14 protein-coding genes are annotated in these 11,553 nt (G+C 40.0%); 11 read left to right on the top strand and 3 right to left on the bottom strand.

Going from position 1 to position 11,553, the window contains the following annotated elements; genetic code table 11:
* Nucleotides 1-34: 34 nt before the first annotated feature.
* The 11 genes from FN031_RS05735 (at nucleotide 35) to dnaJ (ending at nucleotide 9,973) form a co-directional block, all read left to right on the top strand.
* Nucleotides 35-556: an FUSC family protein gene (locus FN031_RS05735; protein ID WP_142558399.1), complete on the top strand. Its 522-nt coding sequence runs from the start codon at nucleotides 35-37 to the stop codon at nucleotides 554-556.
* An 82-nt stretch (nucleotides 557-638) separates the two neighbouring features.
* Entirely contained in the window at nucleotides 639-995 is a 357-nt protein-coding gene (glnR, locus tag FN031_RS05730) for a transcriptional repressor GlnR (RefSeq protein WP_000659542.1), read from the top strand.
* Between the two features lie 35 nt (nucleotides 996-1,030).
* Complete coding sequence (glnA, locus tag FN031_RS05725; protein WP_142558397.1) at nucleotides 1,031-2,377, top strand: type I glutamate--ammonia ligase; 1,347 nt, start codon at nucleotides 1,031-1,033, stop codon at nucleotides 2,375-2,377.
* 119 nt (nucleotides 2,378-2,496) lie between these two features.
* Nucleotides 2,497-2,817 carry a PadR family transcriptional regulator gene (locus FN031_RS05720; protein WP_142558395.1) on the top strand — a complete coding sequence of 107 codons (321 nt, stop codon included), beginning with the start codon at nucleotides 2,497-2,499 and terminating at the stop codon, nucleotides 2,815-2,817.
* Complete coding sequence (locus tag FN031_RS05715; RefSeq protein ID WP_142558393.1) at nucleotides 2,817-3,392, top strand: DUF2812 domain-containing protein; 576 nt, start codon at nucleotides 2,817-2,819, stop codon at nucleotides 3,390-3,392. The genes FN031_RS05720 and FN031_RS05715 overlap by 1 nt, the downstream gene beginning before the upstream one ends.
* A 34-nt stretch (nucleotides 3,393-3,426) precedes the next feature.
* Complete coding sequence (locus tag FN031_RS05710) at nucleotides 3,427-3,939, top strand: DUF2812 domain-containing protein (RefSeq protein ID WP_142558391.1); 513 nt, start codon at nucleotides 3,427-3,429, stop codon at nucleotides 3,937-3,939.
* 162 nt (nucleotides 3,940-4,101) lie between these two features.
* Nucleotides 4,102-5,136 carry a heat-inducible transcriptional repressor HrcA gene (gene hrcA / locus FN031_RS05705; RefSeq protein ID WP_142558389.1) on the top strand — a complete coding sequence of 345 codons (1,035 nt, stop codon included), beginning with the start codon at nucleotides 4,102-4,104 and terminating at the stop codon, nucleotides 5,134-5,136.
* A 26-nt stretch (nucleotides 5,137-5,162) separates the two neighbouring features.
* On the top strand, nucleotides 5,163-5,678 hold the full coding sequence (gene grpE, locus FN031_RS05700; RefSeq protein ID WP_142558387.1) for a nucleotide exchange factor GrpE: 516 nt from the start codon (nucleotides 5,163-5,165) through the stop codon (nucleotides 5,676-5,678).
* Between the two features lie 255 nt (nucleotides 5,679-5,933).
* A complete protein-coding gene (gene dnaK, locus FN031_RS05695; protein ID WP_142558385.1) occupies nucleotides 5,934-7,757 on the top strand; it encodes a molecular chaperone DnaK in 1,824 nt (607 codons plus the stop codon).
* Between the two features lie 247 nt (nucleotides 7,758-8,004).
* Nucleotides 8,005-8,637 (top strand): DJ-1/PfpI family protein, encoded by a 633-nt coding sequence (locus FN031_RS05690; protein ID WP_142558383.1) that lies wholly within the window; start codon nucleotides 8,005-8,007, stop codon nucleotides 8,635-8,637.
* A 199-nt stretch (nucleotides 8,638-8,836) separates the two neighbouring features.
* On the top strand, nucleotides 8,837-9,973 hold the full coding sequence (dnaJ, locus tag FN031_RS05685; RefSeq protein WP_142558381.1) for a molecular chaperone DnaJ: 1,137 nt from the start codon (nucleotides 8,837-8,839) through the stop codon (nucleotides 9,971-9,973).
* A gap of 77 nt (nucleotides 9,974-10,050) precedes the next feature.
* Here the strand turns inward: dnaJ and FN031_RS05680 are convergent, their stop codons facing one another.
* The 3 genes from FN031_RS05680 to FN031_RS05670 form a co-directional block, all read right to left on the bottom strand.
* Nucleotides 10,051-10,704, bottom strand: coding sequence for a hypothetical protein (locus FN031_RS05680; RefSeq protein WP_142558379.1), 654 nt, complete (start codon nucleotides 10,702-10,704; stop codon nucleotides 10,051-10,053).
* 85 nt (nucleotides 10,705-10,789) lie between these two features.
* Nucleotides 10,790-11,074, bottom strand: coding sequence for a hypothetical protein (locus FN031_RS05675; RefSeq protein WP_075566324.1), 285 nt, complete (start codon nucleotides 11,072-11,074; stop codon nucleotides 10,790-10,792).
* A 9-nt stretch (nucleotides 11,075-11,083) separates the two neighbouring features.
* Nucleotides 11,084-11,494: an HIT family protein gene (locus tag FN031_RS05670; protein ID WP_142558377.1), complete on the bottom strand. Its 411-nt coding sequence runs from the start codon at nucleotides 11,492-11,494 to the stop codon at nucleotides 11,084-11,086.
* Nucleotides 11,495-11,553 lie beyond the last annotated feature (59 nt).

Genomic DNA, 11,553 nt, shown 5'->3' with positions numbered 1-11,553 from the left:
ATTATGGTAAAATGGAGAAAAGAAAGATGAGATTATGAGTTACTTTAAAAAATATACATTTGACAAATCTAAGTTTAAATTAGGCATGCGAACCTTCAAAACAGGAATTGCTGTTTTTTTGGTTCTCATGATTTTTGGTTTTTTTGGATGGAAAGGGCTTCAAATCGGAGCACTTACAGCTGTTTTTAGTTTAAGAGAAGACTTTGATAAGAGTGTTCACTTTGGGACATCACGTATTCTAGGAAATAGTATCGGTGGTTTTTATGCCCTGATTTTCTTCCTTTTAAATAATCTTTTTCACGGCGCCTTTTGGGTAACTCTCCTTGTGGTTCCGATATGTACCATGTTAACCATCATGACAAATGTTGCCATGAACAATAAGTCAGGGGTCATTGGGGGAGTTGCAGCCATGCTGATTATTACCCTATCAATTCCGAGCGGAGAGACTGTTTTGTACGTGTTTGCTCGAGTTTTTGAGACTTTTATGGGAGTTTTTGTAGCAATTCTAGTAAATTATGATATTGATCGCTTGCGGAGTCTCATACAGAAAAAATAAAATAATGTCACAAGATATGACATTAACAATTGACGATTGATTTTTTTTAGACTATAATAGACAGAAAGAAGAGGAAGTGCACATGAAGGAAAAAGAATTTCGTCGCAATATGGCAGTTTTCCCCATTGGTAGTGTTATGAAGCTGACCGATCTTTCGGCGCGTCAAATTCGTTATTATGAAGATCAAGAGTTGATAAAACCTGATCGAAACGAAGGCAATCGCCGGATGTATTCTTTAAATGATATGGATCGGTTGCTTGAGATTAAGGATTATATCTCTGAAGGTCTGAACATTGCTGCTATCAAGAAAAAATATGCCGAACGTGAGGCGAAAGCCAAGAAACCAGTCAGTCAAACTGAGGTGCGTCGGGCCCTTCGGAATGAAGTTCTTCAACAAAGTCGCTTTGCTTCTCAACAATCGCCTTTTGGTCGCGGTTAGGCAACCGCTAGTCGTCATATATAAGGAGAAAAACCATGCCAATCACAGCTGCAGATATTCGTCGTGAAGTTAAGGAAAAAAATGTAACCTTTATCCGTCTCATGTTTTCAGATATTTTGGGAACAATGAAAAACGTCGAAATTCCTGCCACAGATGAACAACTAGACAAGGTCTTGTCAAACAAGGCTATGTTTGATGGATCTTCTATTGAAGGGTTTGTTCGTATCAATGAATCAGATATGTACTTGTACCCTGACCTGGACACATGGACTGTCTTCCCTTGGGGAGATGAGAACGGTAGTGTCGCAGGATTGATCTGTGATGTCTATACAACGGAAGGAGAGCCATTTGCTGGAGATCCTCGAAGCAACCTTAAACGAGCTCTCCATCACATGGAGAAAGTTGGATTCAAATCTTTCAACCTTGGTCCGGAACCAGAGTTCTTCCTATTCAAGCTTGATGAAAATGGAGACCCAACTCTTGAGGTGAATGACAAGGGTGGTTACTTTGATTTGGCGCCTACAGACCTTGCCGATAATACCCGTCGTGAGATTGTAAATGTCTTGACTAAAATGGGATTTGAAGTAGAAGCCAGTCACCACGAAGTTGCCGTAGGTCAACATGAGATTGACTTTAAGTACGATGAAGTTCTTCGTGCATGTGACAAGATTCAAATCTTTAAACTTGTTGTAAAAACAATTGCGCGTAAACATGGTTTATATGCAACCTTTATGGCTAAACCTAAATTTGGTATCGCTGGTTCAGGAATGCACTGCAATATGTCCTTGTTTGATGCTGAAGGGAATAATGCCTTCTTTGATCCAAATGATCCAAAAGGAATGCAATTATCAGAAACGGCCTATTATTTCCTTGGTGGTTTGATCAAGCACGCCTACAACTACACAGCTATTATGAACCCAACAGTAAATTCATACAAACGTTTGGTTCCAGGATTCGAAGCTCCTGTCTACATTGCTTGGGCTGGTCGTAACCGTTCACCGTTGGTGCGCGTTCCTGCTACTCGTGGAATGGGAACTCGACTTGAGTTGCGCTCAGTAGACCCAATGGCAAATCCATATATCGCAATGGCTGTTCTTTTGGAAGTTGGTTTGCACGGTATTGAAAACAAAATCAAAGCACCAGCACCAATCGAAGAAAACATCTATATCATGACTGCAGAAGAGCGTAAAGAGGCTGGCATCACAGACCTTCCATCAACTCTTCACAACGCTTTGAAGGCTATGACAGAAGACGAAGTGGTTAAAGCAGCTCTAGGTGAACACATCTACACTAGCTTCCTTGAAGCCAAACGAATTGAATGGGCAAGCTATGCAACCTTCGTTTCACAATGGGAAATTGATAACTACCTAGATCTATACTAATGATAAATCAGAAAGATTGTCCTTACGGACAATCTTTTTTTCTTGCAATTTATATCGAGGTGTGATATGTTTTATATAACGAAGTGCGATATATCGAACTGAATAGGAGGTCTGATTAAATGGAATTAACAGATAAGATTAGGCGGGTTTACCTTCCCATGACTGAAACGGGTTTTTATATTCTATTCTGTCTGCAAAAGGAGAACCATGGCTATGGTATTACGCAAAAGGTTAAAGAGATGACAGATTCGCAAGTTTCGATTAGTCCTGGAACTATGTATGGAACCCTATCGAAGATGGAAAAGGATGGTTTGGTTTCCTTTGTCCTAGAAGAGGAAAAACGTAAAATCTATCAGATAACAGACTTGGGTCGAAAAGTTTTAGAGATTGAGTTGAAACGTATTGAGCGACTCTATAGAAACAGTCGGGAGGAACTTTGATGGAAAAGAAAGTTGTTTATAGAATTGCTACCATTGCGGATTATGATGAAGAGGCTCTCTATCTCGGAGAAATGCATGCTCAGGGTTGGAAACTTAAGGAAGTAAGTTATTCTAACTTAGTAGTTGCAGTTAAGTATTCTTTTGAAAAGTGCCAACCGGAGCAGGTGGTTTATCAGTTGGACTTTTATCCTATGAAAAAGTCAGAGAGAGCTTCCTATTTACAACTATTTAAAGATTGTGGGTGGGAGCATATTACAGACTTTAATGGTTTTTCCTACTTTAGAAAGCTTTATTCTGGAGTTGAGTCGGATGCCGAGTTTGAAATTTATAATGACGCAGCAGGGAAGTTAGCAATGGTCAAGAAGATTTTAACAATGCGGATGCTTCCTATTTTGCTTCTCTTTTTAGCGCTACTACCGGTTTTCTCAAAGTTTGTCAGTGGAGATAGTTCTTTCAGTTGGGGAATGTTTTTGATTGTTATCATAGACTGTACTTTATTGATAGTTTTCACGATTCAGATTTCTTATATTTTTTGGAAATTATTTCAAAAATGGAAAGAATTATCCGATATATAAAGCCATGTATGTGTTCTAATTTGGAGGTCAGACAATGAATAGCAAAGTACAATTTCGAATGTTTACCATTCTTGATTTGGACAAGGTAGAAGATTATTTGCGTAAGATGCATTTGAAAGGTTGGAGATTTAAAACGAATCGTTTTGGATTTTTCTGTTTTGAGCAATGCCAACCAGATGATGTGATTTACCGTGTGTGGAATACTAGCTACCTTAGAAAAAATGAGGTAGATTTACAAAGTATTAAGGATAGAGGATGGGAATTTGTGGAAAATTGTTCTTATACTGTTTTTCGAAAAGCAACTTGTGATGTAGATTTAAATGATCAATCTTTCATGGACAATCGTCTTAGATGGGAAGGTGTGAAATCAGGACTTCATTCATGTGTAGCTTCTATCTCTGGTGGTCTAGTTGTTTGTATGAGCCTATTTCGCGAAAATCTCTCTCAATCTTTCTTCCTTATTTTTGCCCTTTATGCTCTCATGATTTCTTATCTGATCTATAGTTTTTACAGACTTAAAAAGAAATACCTGAAGATTGTAAAATGATTTTCTAGGTCTTCAGACTGATTTTTAGCACTCTTGACAAAAGAGTGCTAATTTTTTGAGTTTTTCTCTTGACATTCTCTTTTAAGGGTGTATAATAGAATCATAAGTTAGCACTTGGATGCATCGAGTGCTAAAAAAGATCTATCAGAGAGGAGTGGCGAGATGGTTACGGAACGTCAGCAGAATATTTTAAATCTGATTATTGACATCTTTACCAAAACGCACGAACCTGTTGGATCCAAAGCCTTGCAAGAGTCTATCAACTCTAGTAGTGCTACCATTCGAAATGACATGGCAGCTTTAGAAAAGCAAGGTTTGCTTGAAAAGGCTCATACTTCCAGTGGTCGTATGCCGAGTGTGGCTGGTTTTCAATACTATGTCAAACATTCCCTATCCTTTGACCGTTTAGCTGAAAATCAAGTTTATGAGATTGTAAAAGCCTTTGATCAAGAATTCTTCAAGCTTGAGGATATTCTTCAAGAGGCGACGAAAATTTTGTCAGACTTGAGTGGTTGTACGGTTGTAGCGCTGGATGTAGAACCAAGTAGGCAGAAGCTAACAGCTTTTGATATTGTTGTCCTCGGGCAACATACAGCTCTTGCTGTTTTTACGCTTGATGAGTCTAGAACAGTTACCAGTCAGTTTTTGATTCCGAGAAATTTCTTGCAGGAGGATTTAAATCGCCTCAAGACCATGATTCAAGAACGTTTCCTGGGTCAGACTGTTTTGGATATTCACTACAAGATTCGGACAGAGATTCCGCAAATTATCCAACGTTACTTCACAACAACGGATAACGTTATGGATCTTATTGAGCATATCTTCAAAGAAATGTTCAATGAAAATATCGTAGTTTCAGGGAAAGTCAATCTTTTGAATTTCGCTAATTTAGCGGCCTATCAATTTTTTGATCAGCCACAAAAGGTAGCTTTGGAAATTCGAGAGAATCTGATTGGCGACCAGATGCAAAGTGTCCGAGTTGCTGATAGTCAAGAATCTTGTCTTGCTGACTTAGCAGTGATTAGCAGTAAGTTCCTGATTCCCTATCGTGGGTTTGGAATTCTTGCGATTATAGGTCCGGTCAATCTGGATTATCAACAATTGGTTAATCAACTCAACGTTGTCAATCGAGTTTTGACCATGAAGTTGACGGATTTTTACCGCTATCTCAGTAGCAATCACTATGAAGTGAATTAAGATTGAAATCATTAAAGGAGGCGAAAATGGCCCAAGATATAAAAAATAAAGAAGTAAAAGAAGAGGAAGTTGTTGAACCAGTAGAAGAAACAACTCCCGAGAAGTCGGAATTGGACTTAGCGAATGAACGTGCCGAGGAGTTTGAAAACAAATATCTTCGTGCCCATGCAGAAATGCAAAACATTCAGCGTCGTGCCAATGAAGAACGCCAACTCTTGCAACGCTATCGTAGCCAAGATTTGGCAAAAGCAATCTTGCCATCGCTTGATAATCTTGAACGCGCCCTTGCAGTTGAAGGTTTGACAGATGATGTGAAGAAGGGCTTAGAAATGGTCCAAGAAAGTTTGATTCACGCCCTGAAAGAAGAAGGGATTGAAGAAATCGCAGCAGACGGAGAATTTGACCATAACTACCACATGGCCATCCAAACAGTTCCTGCAGATGATGAACATCCAGCAGACACCATCGCACAAGTCTTCCAAAAAGGCTACAAACTCCATGACCGCATCCTACGCCCAGCCATGGTGGTTGTATATAACTAGGCTAGAGAACTTAAAAACCTTGTCCGAAACGACACTAAACTATGAAAGAAAGATAAACAATGGTTCAGCTTAACCAATAGTAAGCGAAGCGAACCAAAGGCGATACTCTTCGCCGTGGCGCTATTCGCGTAAACTTTGAGACCTTAGGCTCAAAGTTTAGTCAAAGAGATTGACGAAGTCAAGCTCTGACGGCGTCGCCACTTAAGAAGAGTATCAAAAAGAAAAATAGAATATAAAATTTAAGGAGAAAAACACATGTCTAAAATTATCGGTATTGACTTAGGTACAACAAACTCAGCAGTAGCAGTTCTTGAAGGAACTGAAAGCAAAATCATCGCAAACCCAGAAGGGAACCGTACAACACCATCTGTAGTTTCTTTCAAAAACGGTGAAATCATCGTTGGTGACGCTGCAAAACGTCAAGCAGTAACAAATCCAGATACAGTCATCTCTATCAAATCTAAGATGGGTACTTCTGAAAAAGTTTCTGCTAACGGTAAAGAATACACTCCACAAGAAATTTCAGCTATGATTCTTCAATACTTGAAAGGCTACGCTGAAGATTACCTTGGTGAAAAAGTAACGAAAGCAGTTATTACAGTTCCAGCTTACTTCAACGATGCTCAACGTCAAGCAACAAAAGACGCTGGTAAAATCGCTGGTCTTGAAGTAGAACGTATCGTCAACGAACCAACTGCAGCAGCTCTTGCTTACGGTTTGGACAAGACAGACAAAGAAGAAAAAATCTTGGTATTCGACCTTGGTGGTGGTACATTCGACGTATCTATTCTTGAATTGGGTGATGGTGTCTTTGATGTATTGGCAACTGCAGGGGATAACAAACTAGGTGGTGACGACTTTGACCAAAAAATCATCGACTACTTAGTAGCAGAATTCAAGAAAGAAAACGGCATCGACTTGTCAAACGACAAGATGGCTCTTCAACGTTTGAAAGACGCAGCTGAAAAAGCTAAGAAAGACCTTTCTGGAGTGACCTCAACTCAAATCAGCTTGCCATTTATCACTGCTGGTGAGGCTGGACCTCTTCACTTGGAAATGACCTTGACTCGTGCTAAATTCGATGATTTGACTCGTGACCTTGTAGAACGTACTAAAACTCCAGTTCGCCAAGCCCTTTCGGATGCAGGTTTGAGCTTGTCAGATATCGACGAAGTCATCCTTGTCGGTGGTTCAACTCGTATTCCTGCCGTTGTTGAAGCTGTTAAAGCTGAAACTGGTAAAGAACCAAACAAATCAGTGAACCCTGATGAAGTAGTTGCTATGGGTGCTGCGATCCAAGGTGGTGTCATCACTGGTGATGTGAAAGACGTTGTCCTTCTTGACGTAACACCATTGTCACTTGGTATCGAAACAATGGGTGGTGTCTTCACAAAACTCATCGACCGCAACACAACAATTCCAACATCTAAATCACAAGTCTTCTCAACTGCAGCAGATAACCAACCAGCCGTTGATATCCACGTTCTTCAAGGTGAACGCCCAATGGCAGCAGATAACAAGACACTTGGACGTTTCCAATTGACTGATATCCCAGCTGCACCTCGTGGTATCCCACAAATCGAAGTAACATTTGACATCGACAAGAACGGTATCGTATCTGTTAAAGCCAAAGACCTTGGAACTCAAAAAGAACAAACAATTGTTATCCAATCAAACTCAGGTTTGACAGACGAAGAAATCGACCGCATGATGAAAGATGCAGAAGCAAACGCTGAAGCAGATAAGAAACGTAAAGAAGAAGTTGACCTTCGTAACGAAGTAGACCAAGCAATCTTTGCGACTGAAAAGACTATCAAGGAAACTGAAGGTAAAGGCTTCGATGCAGAACGTGATGCTGCTCAAGCTGCCCTTGATGACCTTAAGAAAGCCCAAGAAGACAATAACTTGGAAGAAATGAAAGCAAAACTCGAAGCATTGAACGAAAAAGCTCAAGGACTTGCTGTTAAACTCTACGAACAAGCTGCAGCAGCCCAACAAGCTCAAGCAGGAGCAGAAGGCGCACAAGCAACAGGAAACGCAGGCGATGACGTCGTAGACGGAGAGTTTACTGAAAAGTAAGATGTTGAGGCGTTAAGAAAACGAAAGAAAAATAGGAAGCCATCGCCTTGTGCGATGCACAAAAGATGGCTTGTCTTTTTTCCGAAGTTTTTAGCCGAAACTCAATTAAGCCTAACTTGTTAAGAATGTCAGATCACTAAAGGAATTGTAATTCTACGGTGCTTTGCTTAAATGTTAATAATGATAGGAAGAAATCCAGAGGTTGCAACCCAGCCTCTGTTTTTCGGTAAAATAGAGGATGTTGCGTATGAAAAAAGTACTTTGTATCATTTATCCTAATTTTTCTCTTTATGAGATAACCACTTTAACGAGTACTTTAGCTCTATCTTTTGACATCACGATTGATTATGTAGCTTCAGATAATTCAATTGTTATTTCTGAGGATGGTTTGCCCTGTCAACCGACGAAAACATTGGATCAAATCCGTATAGAAGATTATTTTTGTGTGATTTTGCCAGGAATGGTTAACATTGGACCTGCTCTACAGGATGAGAAATTGATCTCATTTTTGAGAAGTCTTGATGAGCAAGATGTCTTAATTGCAGCCATTTCTTCAGCGCCACTTTTATTGGCGAAAGCAGGTTTGTTGAAGGACACGAAATTCACAGGTGGAATTTGGCAAAACTTCTTTGACTATTTTGAATTTCTTCCACGTGAAAATTTCCAACCGAAAGTCCTTGTGCAAGATAAACAGATTATAACGGCTATAGGATTCGCACATCAAGAGTTTGCAAGGAAAGTGATTCTAAGTCTAGGGTTGGCAGAGAATACGGACAACTATTTTAAAGAAAAAAACGAGTACGCTGAAGAGGATTTGATATTTACTCTATCGGATGAAGAGTTTGATCAAGTGAAGCAGAGTATAGAAAACACCCTCTAAAGATTTACATGAAAATTATAGAAAGGAACAGAGAGTGTTCGAGAAATTGAACTCGAGCTCTGAAGTTTCTTACTCAATATGAAAGAAAGGAACTGAACCCGACCTAAATTCTCGGAAAAAAGATAAATCTGTCTAGGAGCATCGCTCCTGCGTCAGATTTCCTATTTTTCAGTCGAATTTTACGGTCTTGGTATCTTAAATGAACAATACTGAATTTTATGACCGTTTGGGCGTTTCAAAGAATGCATCTCAAGATGAGATCAAGAAGGCCTATCGGAAATTATCGAAGAAATATCACCCAGATATCAACAAAGAGCCAGGTGCTGAGGAAAAGTACAAGGAAGTTCAAGAAGCTTATGAGACTTTAAGTGACGACCAAAAACGTGCAGCTTATGACCAATACGGTGCAGCTGGAGCCAACGGTGGCTTTGGTGGTGCAGGCGGTTTTGGTGGTTTCGACGGAGCAGGTGGTTTCGGTGGATTCGAAGATATCTTCTCAAGTTTTTTCGGCGGAGGCGGTTCTTCTCGCAATCCAAACGCTCCTCGTCAAGGTGATGACCTCCAGTATCGCGTCAATTTGACTTTTGAAGAAGCCATCTTTGGTACTGAAAAAGAAGTCAAATACAATCGTGAATCAAGCTGTCGTACTTGTAACGGATCAGGTGCTAAGCCTGGAACAAGTCCAGTTACTTGTGGACGCTGTCACGGTTCTGGTGTTATCAACGTCGATACTCAAACACCGCTTGGTATGATGCGTCGCCAAGTAACCTGTGATGTCTGTCATGGTCGCGGAAAAGAAATCAAAGATCCATGTACAACTTGTCATGGAACAGGTCATGAAAAACAAGCCCACAGTGTCCATGTGAAAATTCCAGCAGGTGTCGAAACTGGTCAACAAATTCGTCTAGCTGGTCAAGGGGAGGCAGGCTTTAACGGTGGTCCTTATGGAGACTTGTATGTAGTAGTTTCTGTAGAAGCAAGCGATAAATTTGAACGTGAAGGAACAACTATTTTCTACAAGTTAAATCTCAATATTGTCCAAGCAGCCCTTGGAGATACAGTAGATATTCCAACAGTTCATGGGGATGTTGAGTTAGTCATCCCAGAAGGAACGCAGACTGGTAAAAAATTCCGCCTACGTGGCAAGGGAGCTCCTAGTCTTCGTGGTGGTGTTGTCGGTGACCAGTATGTGACTGTCAATGTTGTGACTCCAACAGGTTTGAACGACCGTCAAAAAGCAGCCTTGAAAGAATTCGCAGCTGCAGGTGATTTGAAAGTCAATCCAAAGAAAAAAGGCTTCTTTGACCATATAAAAGATGCCTTTGAAGGAGAATAAAGCAAAAAGAGCCGATTGGCTCTTTTTGTGTTGTCTTGAGAAATTTAGCTTCAGAAAACCATTTTCCAGTTAGCCTACTATTTATACTTTTGAGTGAGCAAGCCAGCTGCATCCATCTCCTGGATCAGTTGCTTGATTTCTGCTTCTTTACCAGGCTTAATGGTAACGGTATCAATGCGTTTGATTTCTGAGTTATCCTGAATATCCACCAAAGTCAAAGCTTTTTCATAGAAGGCGATACCTTTTTTTATGCTTTCCTGATCTTGCCAAGATAGAATTGCGTAAGAAGGATTGAATTTTTTTCCATTTTCTTCGAAATACTTCTTGCTTTCTTTCTCTAAAAATTGCAATAAACCGTGATTGAACAAGTTATCCCCTACTTTATAGTAAGAAATATCTCCTGTCTGTAGGACATAGACTTTGAGTCGGTTTTTAGTGAGGTTTGGACTTTCTTTAAGGACGGGGTGGCTATTGATAACCTCGTCTGAGAAAGTCACATAAAAATCTAAGCCTCCTCCCTCATATTGATAACTTCCATTTGATTCTACTTTCTCAGGAGGCATGTCAAGGGAGATAAAGATTTGTTTTAAGGCTTCATTTCCTTCTCGGATGTCACTTGGTGAGGCCTTGAAAAGATTGGACAGTATTAGAAATGCTAGGGCGACAAGAAGACAGAGGCCGCCAGAAATAATCAGGACCACTCGCATCAGAACTTTTAAAAATTGTTTCAATTTTATTCCCTCCCTTTTCTGTTAGGAATTGGTAACCCAAAATGGATTTAAGAGGATATAAGGAAACTAGGAGACTTTCTTTGTCTTATTGATTTTCTTCCTGCATTTCTTTTAGTACAGTGAGTCTTGTTTGGATATCTTTTTCCAAGACTTTAAACTTGTAGGTCAAATCCTTTTGGTATTCCTTGATTTGTTCTTTTTGTTGGTTAATGACTTCAAGACTGTTTTGGATAATATCTAGGTCGTCTTTGATGGATTCGATTCGTGAACTAGTATCGCTAACTTCTTCGGTAATGGTTTCACGGTTCTTTGTAAGAAGGTAGCTGCCTAGAGCAGAACCGGCAAAAAGTAGTAAATTAGATAGTTTCATAGCAACTCCTTAAGCGTTTTTGATCGTTTCAGCGACTTGGGCAAGTTTGTCAAAGTCAGGTTCATGACCGATAAAGTCAAGTTTGAGGTCGTCGTCTGCCCCATAACGTGGCACTAGGTGCACATGGGTATGAAAGACCGTTTGACCAGCGACTTCTTCGCAGTTAGAAATGATGTTCATACCGGACGCTTTGGTAGCAACCATAATTTTTTTCGCTACGACTGGAGCTTGAGCGAAGAGGCAACTAGCACTATTTGGGTCCATTTCTAGGAGATTACGGTAGTGCTCTTTCGGAACAAGTAAGGTATGTCCGGGCGTTACTTGGGATATATCAAGAAAAGCAAGAACTTGATCATCTTCATAAACCTTAGATGCAGGGATTTCTCCAGCAATGATTTTACAAAAAATGCAATCTGACATAAAAAGCACCTCTACTGACTTAAATTTTGATATAATATAGCTACATTATACCAAATTCG

The organism is Streptococcus mitis (genome assembly GCF_902159415.1).
Lineage (GTDB): Bacteria > Bacillota > Bacilli > Lactobacillales > Streptococcaceae > Streptococcus > Streptococcus mitis_BG.
The sequence above is the reverse complement of the archived record's forward strand: the minus strand, read 5'-3'. Positions and strand labels throughout refer to the sequence as shown.

Excerpts from the sequence above, each read along its gene's own strand:
- FN031_RS05735 (WP_142558399.1), top strand. The coding sequence starts at position 35 with ATGAGTTACTTTAAAAAATATACATTTGACAAATCTAAGTTTAAATTA.
- glnR (WP_000659542.1), top strand. The coding sequence starts at position 639 with ATGAAGGAAAAAGAATTTCGTCGCAATATGGCAGTTTTCCCCATTGGT.
- glnA (WP_142558397.1), top strand. The coding sequence starts at position 1,031 with ATGCCAATCACAGCTGCAGATATTCGTCGTGAAGTTAAGGAAAAAAAT.
- FN031_RS05720 (WP_142558395.1), top strand. The coding sequence starts at position 2,497 with ATGGAATTAACAGATAAGATTAGGCGGGTTTACCTTCCCATGACTGAA.
- FN031_RS05715 (WP_142558393.1), top strand. The coding sequence starts at position 2,817 with ATGGAAAAGAAAGTTGTTTATAGAATTGCTACCATTGCGGATTATGAT.
- FN031_RS05710 (WP_142558391.1), top strand. The coding sequence starts at position 3,427 with ATGAATAGCAAAGTACAATTTCGAATGTTTACCATTCTTGATTTGGAC.
- hrcA (WP_142558389.1), top strand. The coding sequence starts at position 4,102 with ATGGTTACGGAACGTCAGCAGAATATTTTAAATCTGATTATTGACATC.
- grpE (WP_142558387.1), top strand. The coding sequence starts at position 5,163 with ATGGCCCAAGATATAAAAAATAAAGAAGTAAAAGAAGAGGAAGTTGTT.
- dnaK (WP_142558385.1), top strand. The coding sequence starts at position 5,934 with ATGTCTAAAATTATCGGTATTGACTTAGGTACAACAAACTCAGCAGTA.
- FN031_RS05690 (WP_142558383.1), top strand. The coding sequence starts at position 8,005 with ATGAAAAAAGTACTTTGTATCATTTATCCTAATTTTTCTCTTTATGAG.
- dnaJ (WP_142558381.1), top strand. The coding sequence starts at position 8,837 with ATGAACAATACTGAATTTTATGACCGTTTGGGCGTTTCAAAGAATGCA.
- FN031_RS05675 (WP_075566324.1), bottom strand. The coding sequence starts at position 11,074 with ATGAAACTATCTAATTTACTACTTTTTGCCGGTTCTGCTCTAGGCAGC.
- FN031_RS05670 (WP_142558377.1), bottom strand. The coding sequence starts at position 11,494 with ATGTCAGATTGCATTTTTTGTAAAATCATTGCTGGAGAAATCCCTGCA.